Origin of the sequence: Streptomyces caniscabiei (assembly GCF_014930365.1) — a bacterium.
GTDB classification, from domain to species: Bacteria; Actinomycetota; Actinomycetes; order Streptomycetales; family Streptomycetaceae; genus Streptomyces; species Streptomyces caniscabiei.
This window is the reverse complement of the sequence record NZ_JABXWI010000005.1, coordinates 60,041-75,421: the sequence shown is the minus strand read 5'-3', so window position 1 is coordinate 75,421 and position 15,381 is coordinate 60,041. Positions and strand designations below refer to the sequence as shown.

16 protein-coding genes and 1 riboswitch are annotated in these 15,381 nt (G+C 73.3%); of the genes, 5 read left to right on the top strand and 11 right to left on the bottom strand.

The genetic code is table 11. From position 1 onward, the window contains the following. Window positions 1-11 precede the first annotated feature (11 nt). The 5 genes from HW837_RS15455 to HW837_RS15435 form a co-directional block, all read right to left on the bottom strand. Window positions 12-1,376, bottom strand: coding sequence for a cobyrinic acid a,c-diamide synthase CobB (locus HW837_RS15455; RefSeq protein WP_045560839.1), 1,365 nt, complete (start codon window positions 1,374-1,376; stop codon window positions 12-14). Window positions 1,377-1,380: 4 nt separating this feature from the next. Then, window positions 1,381-1,980, bottom strand: coding sequence for a cob(I)yrinic acid a,c-diamide adenosyltransferase (gene cobO, locus HW837_RS15450; protein ID WP_033529174.1), 600 nt, complete (start codon window positions 1,978-1,980; stop codon window positions 1,381-1,383). After that, a complete protein-coding gene (locus HW837_RS15445; RefSeq protein ID WP_045560838.1) occupies window positions 1,981-4,047 on the bottom strand; it encodes a putative cobaltochelatase in 2,067 nt (688 codons plus the stop codon). Between the two features lie 172 nt (window positions 4,048-4,219). Continuing rightward, on the bottom strand, window positions 4,220-5,737 hold the full coding sequence (locus HW837_RS15440) for a cobyric acid synthase (RefSeq protein WP_045560837.1): 1,518 nt from the start codon (window positions 5,735-5,737) through the stop codon (window positions 4,220-4,222). Continuing rightward, window positions 5,734-6,675: a cobalamin biosynthesis protein gene (locus HW837_RS15435; RefSeq protein WP_093788463.1), complete on the bottom strand. Its 942-nt coding sequence runs from the start codon at window positions 6,673-6,675 to the stop codon at window positions 5,734-5,736. The genes HW837_RS15440 and HW837_RS15435 overlap by 4 nt, the downstream gene beginning before the upstream one ends. Before the next feature lie 98 nt (window positions 6,676-6,773). Further along, window positions 6,774-6,916: riboswitch (cobalamin riboswitch) on the bottom strand. A gap of 224 nt (window positions 6,917-7,140) precedes the next feature. Between HW837_RS15435 and HW837_RS49600 the strand changes: the two genes are divergently transcribed. Continuing rightward, complete coding sequence (locus HW837_RS49600; protein ID WP_064744319.1) at window positions 7,141-7,359, top strand: DUF397 domain-containing protein; 219 nt, start codon at window positions 7,141-7,143, stop codon at window positions 7,357-7,359. A gap of 31 nt (window positions 7,360-7,390) precedes the next feature. After that, the gene (locus HW837_RS15425) at window positions 7,391-7,702 is read left to right on the top strand and encodes a hypothetical protein (RefSeq protein ID WP_234442704.1); all 312 of its coding nucleotides are present in this window, start codon (window positions 7,391-7,393) and stop codon (window positions 7,700-7,702) included. On the opposite strand, the gene HW837_RS15420 is transcribed toward HW837_RS15425, so the two are convergent. From HW837_RS15420 to HW837_RS50350, 5 genes are all read right to left on the bottom strand, one after another. Continuing rightward, window positions 7,632-8,144, bottom strand: coding sequence for a hypothetical protein (locus HW837_RS15420; protein WP_093788465.1), 513 nt, complete (start codon window positions 8,142-8,144; stop codon window positions 7,632-7,634). The genes HW837_RS15425 and HW837_RS15420 overlap by 71 nt on opposite strands. Before the next feature lie 41 nt (window positions 8,145-8,185). Next, window positions 8,186-9,043: a helix-turn-helix domain-containing protein gene (locus tag HW837_RS15415; RefSeq protein WP_093788467.1), complete on the bottom strand. Its 858-nt coding sequence runs from the start codon at window positions 9,041-9,043 to the stop codon at window positions 8,186-8,188. Between the two features lie 224 nt (window positions 9,044-9,267). Further along, window positions 9,268-9,489 (bottom strand): hypothetical protein, encoded by a 222-nt coding sequence (locus HW837_RS15410; protein ID WP_033529177.1) that lies wholly within the window; start codon window positions 9,487-9,489, stop codon window positions 9,268-9,270. 28 nt (window positions 9,490-9,517) lie between these two features. Further along, the gene (locus HW837_RS15405; RefSeq protein ID WP_045560833.1) at window positions 9,518-10,777 is read right to left on the bottom strand and encodes an inorganic phosphate transporter; all 1,260 of its coding nucleotides are present in this window, start codon (window positions 10,775-10,777) and stop codon (window positions 9,518-9,520) included. Next, a complete protein-coding gene (locus HW837_RS50350; RefSeq protein ID WP_390623565.1) occupies window positions 10,759-11,238 on the bottom strand; it encodes a glycoside hydrolase family 25 domain-containing protein in 480 nt (159 codons plus the stop codon). Before HW837_RS50350 ends, HW837_RS15405 begins: the two co-directional genes overlap by 19 nt. On the opposite strand from HW837_RS50350, the gene HW837_RS15395 reads away from it, so the two are divergent. From HW837_RS15395 to HW837_RS15385, 3 genes are all read left to right on the top strand, one after another. After that, complete coding sequence (locus HW837_RS15395; protein WP_045560832.1) at window positions 11,227-11,973, top strand: class II aldolase/adducin family protein; 747 nt, start codon at window positions 11,227-11,229, stop codon at window positions 11,971-11,973. The two genes, HW837_RS50350 and HW837_RS15395, sit on opposite strands and share 12 nt — an antisense overlap. Window positions 11,974-12,113: 140 nt before the next feature. Further along, complete coding sequence (locus HW837_RS15390; protein WP_193381624.1) at window positions 12,114-13,241, top strand: alpha/beta hydrolase family protein; 1,128 nt, start codon at window positions 12,114-12,116, stop codon at window positions 13,239-13,241. Between the two features lie 204 nt (window positions 13,242-13,445). After that, window positions 13,446-14,849, top strand: coding sequence for a hypothetical protein (locus HW837_RS15385; protein ID WP_177261683.1), 1,404 nt, complete (start codon window positions 13,446-13,448; stop codon window positions 14,847-14,849). 18 nt (window positions 14,850-14,867) lie between these two features. Here the strand turns inward: HW837_RS15385 and HW837_RS15380 are convergent, their stop codons facing one another. Further along, on the bottom strand, window positions 14,868-15,281 hold the full coding sequence (locus HW837_RS15380) for a VOC family protein (protein ID WP_107073795.1): 414 nt from the start codon (window positions 15,279-15,281) through the stop codon (window positions 14,868-14,870). Window positions 15,282-15,381: the final 100 nt, after the last annotated feature.

The following is a 15,381-nucleotide window of genomic DNA, read 5'->3' as shown; positions in this document are numbered from 1 at the left end:
CGACGTACCGCTCATGACGCCCGGCATCTCTCCACGAACCGCCGTGCGACACCGGGCTCCGCCGCCCAGTGGGTGTGCAGATAGCTCGCGTGCACCCCTCCCTGCACGAACCCCTCGACCCGAGGCCGAGGGGACCGTATCCCCCAGGCGGGCGCGGGCCCGGCCCCCGGCTCGACGACGGTCCGGTGGAACTCGTGGGCCCGCATCCGGGTCCCGGCCGGCGCGAGCGCGCTGTCGCTCACGGCCACGGCGTCGCGGTATCCGAGGGTCAGCCGCTCGTCCATCCGCGCCGTCGCGTCGAGCACGCCGCACATGGGCCGCCCGTCCAGCTCCCGGCACAGATAGAGCAGCCCCGCGCACTCGGCCGCCACCGGAGCCCCGTCGAACGCCAGCTCGGCGACGGCCTTGCGCAGCGGCTCGTTGGCGGACAGCTCGGCGGCGTACATCTCGGGGAACCCGCCGCCGATCACCAACCCGCGCGTCCCGTCCGGCAGTCGCTCGTCGCGCAGCGGATCGAAGACGACCACCTCGGCACCCGCCGCGGTCAACAGCTCGGCGTGCTCGGCGTAGGAGAAGGTGAACGCGGGCCCGCCGGCCACGGCGACCACCTCCCGCCCGGCCGACGCCGCGACGGGCGGCTCCCACGCCGCCCCCGACAGCGCACCGGCGCTCCGGGCGAGCGCGACCAGCGCCTCCAGGTCGCACCCGGCCCGCACCTGCGCCGCCATCGCCGCCACGGCCTCCAGTGCCGCGGCCCGCCGTTCGGCGACCGGGACCAGCCCCAGATGCCGGGACGGGGTGTCCACCTGCGGAGCCCGCCGCAGCACGCCCAGCACGGGGACACCGGTCGACTCCAGGGCGTCCCGCAGCAGTTCCTCGTGCCGGTCGGAGGCGACCTTGTTGAGGATCACGCCCCCGATCCGCACCTCGGGATCCCACGAGGCGAACCCGTGCACCAGCGCCGCCACCGACCGCGACTGCGACGACGCGTCCACGACCAGCACCACCGGCGCCCGCAGCAGCTTCGCCACATGCGCGGTGGACGCCAGCTCCCCCTGCCCCGAGGCCCCGTCGAACATCCCCATCACACCCTCGACGACCGCGATGTCGCATCCGCGCGCGCCGTGCGCGAAGAGCGGCGCGACCAGCTCGGGCCCGCACAGATACGCGTCGAGGTTCCGCCCCACCCGCCCGCTGGCGAGCGCGTGGTACCCGGGGTCGATGTAGTCCGGCCCCACCTTGTGCGGGGACACGGCGAGGCCCCGCTCGGTGAGCGCGGCCATCAGGCCCGTGGCGACGGTGGTCTTGCCGCTGCGCGACGAGGGCGCGGCGATCACCAGCCGGGGGACGGAGGGGACCGAGGTGTAGGACGTCACGATGTCACCACTCGATGCCCCGCTGGCCCTTCTGGCCCGCGTCCATGGGGTGCTTGACCTTCGACATGTCGGTCACGAGGTCCGCGAAGTCGACCAGCTTCTCCGGCGCGTTCCGCCCGGTGATCACCACATGCTGGGTCCCGGGCCGGTTCCGCAGGACGTCGATCACCTCGTCGGTGTCGATCCACCCCCAGTGCAGCGGGTACGCGAACTCGTCCAGCACGTACAGCTTGTACGTCTCGGCCGCCAGGTCCCGCTTGACCTGCTCCCAGCCCTCCCGGGCCTTGTCCTCGTTGTCCATCTGCCCGTCGCGCTGCACCCAGGACCAACCCTCGCCCATCTTGTGCCAGTCGACGGAACCGCCCTCACCGGACGCCCCCAGCACCCGCAGCGCGTTCTCCTCGCCGACCTTCCACTTCGCCGACTTGACGAACTGGAACACCCCGATCGGCCACCCCTGGTTCCAGGCGCGCAGCGCGAGCCCGAACGCGGCGGTGGACTTCCCCTTGCCTATGCCCGTGTGCACGAACACCAGCGGACGGTTCCTGCGCTGACGAGTCGTCAGTCCGTCGTCCGGTACGACACTCGGCTGTCCCTGAGGCATCTACGCCGCCTTCCCTGAAGTCCTCTGCGTTCCCTGCACATCCCGGACCAGCCCGGCGATGGAGTCCGCCCGCAGCTCGTCCAACGTCACCGCCGTACCGCCCAGTTCACCCGCCAGCTGCCCGGCGAGCCCCAGCCGGACATGGCCCGACTCGCAGTCGACCACCACCGACGCGTGGCCCTCGGCCGCGAACAGGCGGGCCGCCCGCCCGGCGAGCGCGACGGGCTCCGGCCCACCGGTCGCCCGGCCGTCGGTGACCACCACGACCAGCGGGCGGCGCGCGGGGTCCCGCAGCCGCTCCACCCGCAGTACGTCGTGCGCCTTGAGCAACCCCGCCGCGAGCGGGGTACGCCCGCCCGTCGGCAACGACTCCAGCCGGGCCGCCGCCGCGTCCACCGACGAGGTCGGCGGCAGTGCCACCTCGGCGGCCGACCCCCGGAACGTCACCAGGCCCACCTTGTCCCGCCGCTGGTAGGCGTCGAGCAGCAGCGACAGCACCGCGCCCTTCACGGCACCCATCCGCTGCCGCGCCGCCATCGACCCGGAGGCGTCGACCACGAACAGCACGAGGTTGCCCTCCCGCCCCTCCCGGGTCGCCTGCCGCAGATCGTCACGCCGTACGACCAGCCCCGGCCCGGACCGCCCCCGCGTCCGCTGATGCGGCGCGGCGGCCTGCACCGTCGCCGCCAGATGCAGCTTGGTCAGCGTGCCACGCGGCCTGCGCGCCCCGGTCGTGCGCCCGTGCTCGGTCCGTGCACGCGAACGCCGCCCGGCGGCGCCCTCCCCGAGCCCCGGCACACTGAGCACCTTCGTACGGAACGGCTCGGCGGCCCGTACGGCCGACTGCTCCCCGGCGGCCGGAGCCTGCGCCGGCACGCCCTCGCCGGACTCGGGCCGGGCGCCGCCGTCGCCGCCCTGGGGCCCGTCGGACTCGGGAGCGGGCGGCCGCCCACCGCCACCGGGGCCGTCGGGACCGGGATCCGGATCGTCGTCGCCCTGCGGGTCCTGCGGGTCCCGCGAGTTCTGAGGGCCCTGCGGGTCCTCGGGGTTCTGCGGCGGTTCCGCGAACTCCTCCAGCGTCTCGTCGAGCTTGTCCTCGTCCAGGCCGGGCGCGTCGAAGGGATTCCGTCGCCTCCGGTGGGGCAGCGCGAGCAGTGCCGCCTGGCGCACGTCCTCCGCGAGCACCTCGGTCCGCCCGGCCCACGCGGCCAGCGCGGTCGCGGTCCGGGCCATCACGATGTCGGCCCGCATCCCGTCCACCTCGAACGCCGCGCAGGTCGCCGCGATCTGCAACAGCGCCCCGTCGCCCAGCACCACGGACGGCAGCAACTCCCGCGCGGCGACGACCCGTTGCCGTACGTCGGCCTCCTCGTCCGCCCAACGGGCCGTGAAACCGGCCGGGTCGTCGTCGTAGGCGAGCCGCCGCCGGACGACCTCCACCCGCTGGTCCGGCTCCCGCGAGGCCGCGACCTCCACGGTCAGCCCGAACCGGTCGAGCAACTGCGGCCGCAGCTCGCCCTCCTCGGGGTTCATCGTCCCGACCAGCAGGAACCGCGCGGCATGCCGTACGGAGACGCCCTCGCGCTCCACGTACGAGGCGCCCATCGCGGCCGCGTCGAGCAGCAGGTCGACGAGGTGGTCGTGGAGCAGGTTCACCTCGTCGACGTAGAGGATGCCCCGGTGCGCGTCCGCGAGCAGGCCCGGCTCGAACGCCTTCACGCCCTCCGACAGCGCCCGTTCGATGTCGAGGGCGCCGACGAGCCGGTCCTCGGAGGCGCCGACGGGCAGCTCGACCATGCGCGAGGGCCGGGTCTCGAACGCCGGCTCGTGCGGGCCGTCCGGACACGCCGGGTCCGGCTTCACGGGGTCGCAGGAGAACCGGCAGCCGACGACGACCTCCACCGGCGGCAGCAGCGCCGCGAGCGCCCGCACGGCGGTGCTCTTGGCGGTGCCCTTCTCGCCGCGCACGAGCACACCGCCGATGCGCGGTGAGATCGCGTTGAGGAGCAGGGCGAGTTGCAGGTCGCTCTGCCCGACGACGGCGGTGAAGGGGAAGTGCGTGCTCACGCGGTGGTCCCTCCTACAGGTGAATGAATGAGACGAGTGCCGACCGGCGGGATGAAGAGCGCGGGGCGTAGCCCCCGCTCTTCAGGGGCGCGGGGAACTGCGCGAGAAGCCCCACCGGCCGGCGGACGACGCTCCCTCCCCCGGCTCTCCCGGCGGAACCGACCCGGCGCCCTCATCCCGGCACCCCCGGTGCCCCCGGCGGCACGAACGGCAACCCCGTCGGCGCGCCCGACTCGATGAGCCGCCACAGCGCGTCCGTGTCCGCGTGCTCCTCGATCAGATCGCCGAGCCGGTCGAGCTGCTCCTCGCGCAGCGCGGCGAACGACGTGTCGGGGGCCGGCACGAACCGCCGCCCCGAAGCCGCCGCCACCTCGCGCAGAAAGGCCCGCCGGAAGCCGTCCGACTCCAGCGACCCGTGCCAGTGCGTGCCCCAGGTCTGCCCCACCCGGCACCCGTCCAAGAAGGGCTCGCCCCCCAGGACCTCGGCGACCCCGTGATGGATCTCGTACCCCTCGACCCGCTCACCGAGGGCCTTGCCCACGGGCCGGGTCAGGGTCTTCTCCACGGCGAAGCGGACCCGCACGGGAAGCACCCCGAGCCCGTCCACCCGCCCGAGCCGGCTCTCGACCTCGTCCTCGATGCGCTCCCCGAGCACCTGGAACCCCCCGCAGATCCCGAGCACCGGTCGCCCCTCGGCGGCACGCCGCACGAGCGCGTCGGCCAGCCCCCGCTCCCGCAGCCACTCCAGCGCCCGCACCGTGCCCCGGGTCCCCGGCACGACGACGAGGTCCGCGTCGGCCAGCTCCTCGGCCCGGTCCACGAACCGCACCACGACACCGGGTTCGGCGGCGAGCGCGTCCACGTCGGTGAAGTTGGACATCAGCGGCACCGCGCACACGGCGACCCGCAGCACGTCCTCCCCGACGGGCGGCGCGACGTTCGACTCGCGGACCGTCCCGCGCAGCGAGACCCGCAGCCCGTCCTCCTCGTCGATCCCGAGCCCGTGCCGGAACGGCAGCACGCCGTACGTCCGCCGCCCGGTGAGCCCGTGCAGCATGTCGAGCCCCGGCTCCAGCAGGGAGACGTCCCCGCGGAACTTGTTGACGAGGAACCCGGCGACGAGGGCCTGGTCCTCGGGGGAGAGCAGCGCGACGGTCCCGAAGAACGACGCGAAGACCCCACCGCGGTCGATGTCGCCGACCACGAGCACGGGCAGCCCGGCGTTGCGGGCGATCCCCATGTTGACGATGTCGGTCCGCCGCAGATTGATCTCGGCCGGAGAGCCGGCCCCCTCGCAGATCACCGCGTCATACGTGCCCCGCAGCTCGGTGAGGCACTCCAACACGGTCCCGAGCAGGCGCTGTTGCCGCCCGCCGTGATAGCCGCGCGCGCTCATCTCGCCCACGGGCTTCCCGAGCAGCACGACCTGACTGCTGCGCTCACCCCCGGGCTTGAGCAGCACCGGGTTCATGAGCGCGCTGGGCTCGACCCGGCACGCCTGCGCCTGCATGGCCTGCGCCCGCCCGATCTCGGCGCCCTCCTTCGTCACGAAGGAGTTGAGCGACATGTTCTGCGCCTTGAACGGCGCGACCCTGACCCCCTGCCGCACCAGCCACCGGCAGATCCCGGCGGTCACCACGCTCTTCCCGGCGTCGGAGGTCGTCCCGGCGACCAGCAGCCCGCCACTCATCCCTGCCTCCTCGACCGCAGCAGCGACACACCCGCACCGATCCCCAGCGCCAGCCACCCGACCCGCCGGGACAACCGCACGGCCCGCTCGATGTCCCCCACTTCGACGGCGCGTCCCTCCCCATTCAGCACCGGCCGGTGCTCGACCCGCCCCCCGTACGACAACGTGCCCCCCAATCGCACTCCGAGCGCCCCCGCGAACGACGCCTCCACGGGCCCCGCGTTGGGGCTCGGGTGCCTGTCCGCGTCCGCGCGCCAAGCCCGTACGGCCCCCCGGGCGTCCCCACCGGAGGCGGCGGCCAGCACCGCCGTGAGCCGGGCCCCCGGCCACCCCGCCACGTCGTCCAGCCGTGCGGAGGCCCAGCCGAACCGCCGGTACCGCTCCGACCGGTGGCCGACCATGGCGTCCAGCGTGTTGACGGCCCGGAACCCCACCAGCCCGGGCACACCCGCGACGGCACCCCACACGAGCGCCCCCACCACCGCGTCGGAGGTGTTCTCGGCGACGGACTCCACGACCGCCCGCGCGATCCCGTCCCGGTCGAGGGCCTGCGGATCCCGCCCGCACAGATGGGGCAACCGGGCCCGCGCGCACTCCATGTCCCCCGCGTCGAGGGACCGCCCGATCGTCCGGGCCTCCCGCGCGAGCGAAGTCCCCCCGACGACGGCCCAGGTGGCGGCGGCGGTCAACGCGACGGAGGCCGCGCGCGACGGCCGTACGGCAGTCGAGGCGACGGCCCCGAGCGCCACGGCGCCTCCCGCGCACACGGCGGTGTGCAGCGCGCCCCACCCCCGGTGGTCCCGCCACAGCACCCGCTCCACGGCACCGGCCGCCCGCCCGAACACGGCGACCGGATGCCCCCGGCGAGGATCGCCGAGCAGCAGATCACCGAGGAGTCCGGCGGTGGCGCCGTACGCGAAGACGCGATCGGCACGCACGGGTTCAGCCGGTCGCGAGGTCGGACGGGGATCCGGTGCTGGGACTCAAACGGCAGCCGCACATGGCGATATGTCCTCACTCAGGGTGTCCACGCCCTGGTTCGACGAGACCGACGGCGAGAGTTCCTGGCTCCCGGGAGGTTCTTCCCCGGTGACAGTGGCGGGACCGCGCCGGACTTCCACCGGCTTCCTCTCCTGCCGTCGTACATGGCCCCGGCAGTCCACCACGCCCCCGGAAGACCCGTCAACTTGCTGTTGACCTGCGGCGCAGGGGTGTGCTCAGCCCCACATCGCTGAAATATCGCCAGACGCCCGAATCGGCTCTTTCTGCGCTCATTTCCACGGCCTCGGACGGGAACACTTGAGGGAACGGCAGTACGAAGACTGAGCGCCGACGAGCGGCAGCGGCCGGCCACGGCGCTCGGGTCGTCGCGGTGGACGCGTGTCGGCGCGCTGACTTGTGAGGTGGAGGTCAGGGTGTCCGACAGGGAGTTCTCGGCGCGGAGTTGGATCAGGAGCAGCTATTCGGGCGACGCCGGCCTGTGCGTGGAGGCGGCGTTCGGGGAGAGGCGGGTTCTGGTGCGTGACTCGAACTCGAAGAAGAACGCTGTGCTCTCCTTCCGTCACAGCGCGTGGTGTGGTTTTCTGGCGGGGCTTGTGGACCCGGGAGCGGACGGCTCCTGAAGAACCGTTCGGGGGACGGGAGGTACACGCGATGGACGATCGGACCAAGGGATCCGCCTCGGCGCGCGCGCGGGCATCGAGGGACCGGCGGACGCTGTTGTCCGCCGCCGCCCCGCTGGTGCTCTTCAGCACGGTCGCCGGAGTCCTGGCCGTAGGGGTGGGAGCTCTCGCCGCCCTGCTGGTGCCGGGGACGGAGGCGCGGGGTGTCGTCTGGCTGGTGGTGACCGCCCTGATCGCGACGGGGGCGGGCCTGTGGTGGGGGCTCACCCCGGTCACGGAGCGGCTGAGGGCCCTGGACCGGGCTCTGGTCGGGGCTCGGCCGCGGGGGCCGGAGGAACGCTGAGGCCGCCGGGCCGCCCGGCGTCGGCACGGGCGCGCAGCACCCTGCCGATGCCCGCCGCGAGCGAGGTGAGCAGAGCGGCGGCGATCGCGCCGGTGATCGCCGTGGCGAGCGGTGCGGTGGCGTCGAACCGGGTCGTGGGGACGACCCGACCGGCCACGGCGATGCTCAGCAGCAGGACGCTGGCGCAGAACGTGCCCAGTAACAGGCGGGTGGACAGGAGCCGTATCTCGCCGTCGACCCGGGCGCTCTCCACCCGGATGAGCGCCTCCGCCCACTCCGCCTCCTGCATGGCGTACGCCTTCAGCGTGCAGTCGTCCAGCCGGCCCGGACCGCCGGTCTCCGGGGGGTCACCCGGAGGAGGGGCGTCCGGGTCCCCGCCGCCCGGAACGGTTCGGCGCGCCGTCAGCCGCCTCCACCACTCGTGCCATCCGAAGACCGCCATGGGCCCTCCCCCCGATTCCGCCGGGCGTCCCGGCCCGGTGCTCAGTCGTTGTCCAGGCTCTCCCGGACCGTGTCGAGGAACTCGATCATCCGGTCGCCCTCGTACGCGAGGTCGCTGATGTCCGCGAAGCACTCCTGGTGGCGGACCGTGAGATCGAGATCCTCACGGTTGGACAACCCGCCGTTGGGGCCCTCCAGGTAGAGCAGGTCGTCGTCGTCCCTGAACCCGAGCAGGATGAACGGGCTGAGGGTGCTGAAGTGCGCCCCCGCCGTGAACGGCAGGAGCCGGATGCCCATGCCGGGGCGCCCGGCCAGCGCCTTCACGTGGTCCAGCTGTTGTCGCATGACGCGAGGGCCGCCGATCACCCGCCGTACGGCGGCCTCGTCCAGGACGATGTCGATGCGCGGGCCGGAGTCGGAGTGGATCAGCCGTTCCTGCCGGGCGAGCCGGAGCTCCACCGAGCGGCGCACATCGGTGGGCTCCGACGTGGGGGAGAGCAGGGCGGTGGCGTAGTCCTCGGTGTGCAGGAGGCCGGGGAGCACGATGGGGTTGTACATGCGGAGCGAGGTCGCCGCCCCCTCGTAGCCCAGGTACTGGGCGAACGGCTGGGAGACCAGATTCCCCCAGGGAGCCCACCACGACGGCCCCTTCGAGCCCCGCGCGGCCTCTTCCAACTCGTTCACCAGCGCCGGATCCGTGATCCCGTACTGCTGGATGAGTGCCCGGACGTCGGTGACGCTGACTCCGACCGTGCCGGCCTCGATGCGCATGATCTTCGACAGTGACCATTCCAGGGCGTCCGCGGTCTGCTGCTTGGTCAGCCCGCGTGTGTAGCGGGCTTTGCGCAGTTCGACTCTGAGCCTGCGTCGATTCAGGCTCGGATCGATGTCCCTGGGCATGGCGCTCCCCTGTTCAGCTGTCGGGTGGCCATCGTCGAATCGGCATGTATCTGATAGCTTACGCCGATTGGATATCGTCGTACAGACACCTCCTCAATGACATATGTCATTTCGACGAGGGTCACGGCTTTGTGTGGACAATAGACAAACCCCTCGTACCGGGTCAAACGGTACGAGGGGTTTGTCTGTATGTGTCGTGCGAGGTGGGAGGGGGTGCCGGGGCCTCAGGCCATGATCAGGTAGATCCCGTAACCCACCGCCGCCGTGCAGGCCGCGAAGCAGGCGTACGCCGCTGTCGTGGCGAGCGCGGGCGAGGTGCCCGCGGTGGTCGCGGCCTCCCGCTTGGAGAGACCGACGATCCCCAGGGTGAAGAGGCCGACGAGGGCCACGGTGACCACGAGGCTGACTCCGAAGACGGAGCCCAGGGCTGCCCAGTCGATGTGCATGGTGATCTTCCTCAGGAGGTCGCGGGGCTCAGACGGCGGGCGTCGGCGCGGACGAGTTCGCCGGGGCCGTGGTCTCTGCGGCGGCCGCGGCCGCCGCGGGGATGGTCGCCGTGAGCTCCTCGGCCACGGCGGCGGTGGGCGGCGGGGTCACGGCGGCCATCGCCGTGGTCACCACACCGGGCGGCTCCTCGGTGTCGTTGACGTTCGTGTGGTCGACGACCTCGCGGCGCGAGATCACCCAGATCGCCGCACTGGAGGCGATGAGGAAGACCGCGACGACGGCCGTGCCCCAGCTGCCGAAGCTCGTCACCCATTCGGCGAGCGCGGCGACCAGCGCGGCGGCCGGCAGGGTCAGACCCCAGGCGACGAACATCCGGGTCGCGGTGGACCAGCGGACCACCCCGCCCTTGCGGCCGAGGCCCGCGCCCATCACCGCACCGGAGACCGAGTGCGTGGTGGAGAGCGAGAAGCCGAGGTGCGAGGAGGCCAGGATGACCGTCGCCGCGCTGGTCTGGGCGGCGAAGCCCTGCTGCGGCTGGAGGTCGGTCAGGCCCTTGCCCATCGTGCGGATGATGCGCCAGCCGCCCAGGTAGGTGCCGAGTGCGATGGCGAGACCGGCGGAGACGATGACCCACACCGGCGGGTCGGAGTCGGGCGCGAGGACGCCGCCGGCCACCAGGGCGAGGGTGATGATGCCCATGGTCTTCTGGGCGTCGTTCGTGCCGTGGGCCAGCGAGACCAGGCCCGCGGAGGCGATCTGGCCGACGCGGTAGCCCTTGCCGGACGCCTTCTCGCTCGTGTGCTCTCCGAGCTTGTACGTCAGCCGGGTGGCGAGCATCGCCGCGATGCCGGCGACCAGCGGGGCCGCGACGGCGGGGATCAGCACCTTGGTGACGAGCACGTCGCCGTGCACACCGGTGACGCCGACCGAGGCGATGGTGGCGCCGACGAGGCCGCCCATCAGAGCGTGCGAGGAGCTGGACGGGAGACCGACCAGCCAGGTCAGCAGGTTCCAGAGGATGGCGCCGACGAGCGCCGCGAATATGACCTCTGGCTGGATCCCGGACTCGTCGACGAGTCCCTTGGAGATGGTGTTGGCGACCTCGATGGACAGGAACGCGCCGACAAGGTTGAGCACGGCGGACATGGCCACCGCGACCTTGGGCTTCATGGCGCCGGTCGAGATGGTGGTAGCCATCGCGTTGGCGGTGTCGTGGAAACCGTTCGTAAAATCGAACGCGAGCGCGGTGATGACCACGATCGCGAGGATCAGCGAGAAGTTTTCCATTTACCCGAGCTTCTTTCGGACGTCAGTGGCATGTGGACCGTAGGCAACCTGGGTGAACGGAAGATGAACTGAGGCAGGCGCGCGGGTGTAATGAACGAGGTGTCGCCACTCCGCTTTCCGGCCGCCGGGCGGCCCGGGCCGCAGAGGGCGGCCGTCCGCCCTTCGAACGGAGGCGGAACGGGAAGATCCGCTAACCCCGCGGCGTGCTTCCAGCCGAAGGTCGCGCCGTCGCCGGTGCAGGTTCCCCACCAGCGGGTGGTCGTGCGGATCACCGGGCGACGGCCCATGCGGCGCCTGACCTCGTCGCTGAACGACGTGATCCAGCCGACCGTCGCGGCGTCGCTCAGGCCGTGGCACTTCCGCTTCCGGTCGTAAGGGTTGTATGCGATGTCGAGCGCCGACGGAAGCGTCCAGCCGTCCGCGCGCCGGCCGCCTGGCAGGATCGCGGCATGGTCGAACAACAGGGGAACGCCCAGGGTGAGCGGGGCGAGCAGGGCGAGCAGGGCGAGCGGGACGCGCGGCGGCGCGGTGCGGCGGGTGCGCAGGGCGTGCCGGAAGACGTGGCGCGGGCGTGGGACGAACTCGTCGCGACGGCCCGCCGGACGGTGGCCGACGGTCTGGTCGTGGGCACCTCGGGGAACGTGTCCGTGCGTGTCGGGGACACCGTCCTGGTCACCCCCACGGGTGTCCCGTACGACCGCCTGACCCCGGACGACGTGACGGGTGTGGACCTCTCCGGCCGGCAGGTCCTCGGCACGCTCCGCCCGACGAGCGAGCTCCCGATGCACCTGGCGATCCACGGCACGACCGACGCCCGTGCCGTCGTCCACACCCACGCGGTCCACGCGACGGCCGTCTCCACGCTGGTGAGCGAGCTGCCGCTGATCCACTACATGTCCGCCGCCCTCGGCGGACCGGTCCGGGTCGCCCCCTACGCGACCTACGGCACCGCCGAGTTGGCCGAGAACATGCTCCGCGCTCTGACGGGGCGCAGCGGCTGTCTCCTCCAGAACCACGGCACGATCACCTACGGGAGCACCCTCACGGAGGCCTACGACCGCACGGCCCAGCTCGAATGGATGTGCAGAGTCTGGCTGACGGCGTCCTCGCTCCCGGACCGCACCCCCCACCTCCTCACCCCCGCCCAACTGACGACAGTGGCCACCCACCTCCGCGACTACGGCCAGCCGACCTAGTGCCGCGCCACTTCCCGCCCGAGCTTCTCCGTCGTGGCGTCGACCGCCTCGTGCGGCTCTCTTCGCCGTCCTCGCCCCTCCGGTCACTCCCCGGTCGGTGCCCACTGGCCGGAGGCGGGGTCCGCCGGGACACTGGAGGGGTGGGTGCAGTCAAAGCGGCCGTCGCCGCGGTCGGGGTCGCGTTCGCGGCCGGTGCGGCCAGTGTCGCAGCGGGCCGGTTGGCCAGCGATGTCGCGCTGAAGGCACCGCCGGGCGAACCGCTGCCCACCGAACCCCGGCTGACCGTGCACGCCACCGCCGCCGGCCGTATCGCCCTGACCCGCGCCTTCGCCTCCCAGCGCCCCGGCACCTACGGCCTCACCGGCCACGGCGCCCACGCGGTCGTCGGCGGTGTCCTGGACGGCGCCCCGCACGCCCCCGACGCGGTCGTCCGCCGCCTGGAGCGCGTCACCCACGGCACCCTGGAGCCCGGCGACAAGGTGTGGCTCACCCCCACCCTCCACCTCGGCGACCCGCGCACCGCGCTCGGCCTCGACCACGAGGACGTCGAGATCCCCGGTGAACTCGGCACCCTGCCCGCCTGGTTCACCCCCGCGGACCGCGACATCTGGGTGATCGCCGTGCACGGCCTGGGCACCACCCGCGAACACCCCATGAACGTCATGGAGTTCCTGCACCGCCACCGCTTCCCGGTGCTCACCCTCGCCTACCGCGGTGACCCGGGCGCCCCCCGCTCCCCGGACGGCCTGAACCACCTCGGCGAGACCGAGTGGCGCGACGTGGACGCCGCCGTCCGGCACGCCGTCAGGTTCGGCGCCGAACGCGTCGTCCTGCTCGGCTGGTCCACCGGCGCCACCATGGCCCTGCGCGCCGCCACCCGCTCCGCGCTGCGCGACCGCGTCGCCGGACTCGTCCTGGACTCGCCGGTGCTCGACTGGACCGCCACCCTGCGCGCCCTCGCCGCCGCCCGCCGCACCCCCGGGGCCCTGCTGCCCCTCGCGGTCCGCGCCGCCCAGGGCCGCACCGGACTGGGCGTCGCCCCCGCCCACCAGGACGGCGACCCCTCGGGGCTCGGGGCACCGACCCTGATCTTCCACGGCCCCGACGACACCGTCGCCCCCTGGGGCCCCTCCCGGCGCCTCGCCGCCCGCCGGCCCGACCGGGTCACCCTCCGCACGGTCCGTCACGCCCCGCACGGCGCCATGTGGAACGCCGACCCCAAGACCTACGAAGAGACCCTCCGCCGCTTCCTCACCCCGCTGATCTAGCGGCCCGCGGCCGACCGGCGGCAGAGCGGGGGAGGGGCCGCGCACCGCCCCGCCGGAGAGAGGTACGCCACATTCCGTTTAGTGTCGAACCAAGGCGATCCTCCTCGGTGCGGACCCCTGGGAAAACCCGTGCGTTGGCCACCCCTGTCGCCCGCTGTGACATTCCGTTTGGGTTTTCGGACCGTCAACCGGAAGACTGCCCCCGTGACGTCCCGTAATCCGCGCGACTCCAGGCTCCGACTCGTCAGCCCGCGAACCCTGGCCGCCGCTCCCCGAGCAGCAGTGACCCAGCGCCGCCGACCGGCTCCCCGGCCCCCGGAGGGCACACCGCCGCCCGTGGAACTCGCCCGCATGGCCCGCGCCGTCCTGGCTGACGCGGCCCGCGTCGCCCGCTGGGCCGATGCCGCCCTGCGCCCGGGCCGCGAGGGCGCGAGCCCCGACGGCAAGGGCACCCTCTCCGCGGCGACCGGCGAACGGGCCGCCGCCGACCTCGGGCTGACCCCGGCTCAGGTACGCCACGACTGGGACACGGCACGTCTGGCCGGCCTGATCGAGGTGCACGGCGACAGCGCGCGCCCCGGCTGGCGCCTGCGCGCCTGGAACCGCGACGACAGCGCCGTGCTGCGCGGCTGGGTCGCGTTCTTCGACGCCTGGTCCATCGCCTATCCGGAGCCCGAGGACCGGGAACCCGCGGCGGTCGCCGAGGTCGTCTCGGCCATGCCCCAGGTCCTCTCCTTCCTCCAGCTCTCCGCCGGGCCCGTCCCCGTGGAGCAGCTCCTCGACCTCCTGGAGCAGCGCGTCACCGAACTGCGCACCGAGCGCTGCGAGGTCCCCTACGGCCCGCAGCCCGATCCCGGGTCCGGCGCGGAGCCCACGGCCGAGGACACCCCCCTCGCCCCGCTCCTCGACTGGTCCCTGCGCGCCCTCGCCTCCGTCGGCGCCCTCACCTACGGCGACGGCCAGGCCACCCTCACCCCGCTCGGCAGCTGGGCGGTCTGGGTCAAGCTCGAACAGATCTGTGTCGCCGCGCAGAGCCCCGCCGGCAACATCGAGGTCTCCGCCGAGGACATGCTCAGAGGCTGCGCCCAGCTCCGCCCGAACGCGGCCCGCGCCGAGTACCGCGCCTGGCTCGCCGCCCGCCCCGTCGGCGGCGCCGTCACCGAACTCATCGCCGCCGCCCGCGGCGAGGACGCCCTCATCCGCGGCCTCGCCTTCGAGGCCCTGCGGGTCGTCGGCGCCCCCGCCGAGCCCGACGTCCGCACCGTCGCCGACGAGACCCCGCTGCGCCCCTACGCGCTGCTGTGGCTCGCCGAGCACGACGGCGCCGACCCCGAGGACGCCCACGAGGTCCTCACCCGGGAGGAGTCCACCTGGCTCTGGGTCGACACGGCCGCGGCCGTCGCCGACCACGGCGAGGCACCCCTGCTCGTACGGCATCTGGAGTCCGCCGTGCAGGCCACCGTCCCCGCGCTGCTCGACGAGGTCCGCGCGGTCGGCCACCCCCGCACCGTCCAGGTGCTGGTCGCCCTCGCGGCGGCCCACCCCGACCCGGCCCTCGCCAAGGCCGTGCGCCGCGCCGCCTTCCAGGTGCACACCGGAGGCAGCTGACCGGACCGGCCGGCGGGGTCAGCCGCCCGTCCCGGGGGCGTACGTGCCGAAGCTCCACACGTTGCCCTCGAGGTCCCGGGCCAGGTAGTCCCGCGAGCCGTAGTCCTGATCCGTCGGGGGCATCAGGATCTCCACGCCGTGCTGCACGGCCCGCCGGTGGTGGGCGTCCACGTCGTCCACGACGACGTACACCCCGGTGGGCCCCGCGCCCTTCATCGCGCCGTCGAAGACGCTGCCGCTGCCCTTGGAACCGAGCATCACCACGCCGTTGCCCTGCGCCAGCTCGGCGTGGCGCACGATGCCGTCCTCGCCCTCGTACACCGCCACCTCGGTGAAGCCCAGCGCCTCCGTGAGCTGCCCCACGGCGGCCTTCGCGTCCGCGTAGAGCAGCGTCGGGCAGATGCTCGGGCGTCCGTCGCCCTTTCCCGCCATACCGATCACGACCTCTCCGTCGTCCGGTCCGTCGTCCGGGTCCGTCTTCCGTTCCTCGTGAGCCGGTGACCGAGGCCACGTGATCCCTTGTCATACGGGC

Bases quoted from the DNA above. Each gene is read 5' to 3' on its own strand.
- cobO (WP_033529174.1), bottom strand. From the start codon at position 1,980: ATGCCTCAGGGACAGCCGAGTGTCGTACCGGACGACGGACTGACGACT.
- HW837_RS15440 (WP_045560837.1), bottom strand. From the start codon at position 5,737: ATGAGTGGCGGGCTGCTGGTCGCCGGGACGACCTCCGACGCCGGGAAG.
- HW837_RS15425 (WP_234442704.1), top strand. From the start codon at position 7,391: ATGGACGATCGGACCAAGGGATCCGCCTCGGCGCGCGCGCGGGCATCG.
- HW837_RS15420 (WP_093788465.1), bottom strand. From the start codon at position 8,144: ATGGCGGTCTTCGGATGGCACGAGTGGTGGAGGCGGCTGACGGCGCGC.
- HW837_RS15415 (WP_093788467.1), bottom strand. From the start codon at position 9,043: ATGCCCAGGGACATCGATCCGAGCCTGAATCGACGCAGGCTCAGAGTC.
- HW837_RS15410 (WP_033529177.1), bottom strand. From the start codon at position 9,489: ATGCACATCGACTGGGCAGCCCTGGGCTCCGTCTTCGGAGTCAGCCTC.
- HW837_RS15405 (WP_045560833.1), bottom strand. From the start codon at position 10,777: ATGGAAAACTTCTCGCTGATCCTCGCGATCGTGGTCATCACCGCGCTC.
- HW837_RS15395 (WP_045560832.1), top strand. From the start codon at position 11,227: ATGGTCGAACAACAGGGGAACGCCCAGGGTGAGCGGGGCGAGCAGGGC.
- HW837_RS15380 (WP_107073795.1), bottom strand. From the start codon at position 15,281: ATGGCGGGAAAGGGCGACGGACGCCCGAGCATCTGCCCGACGCTGCTC.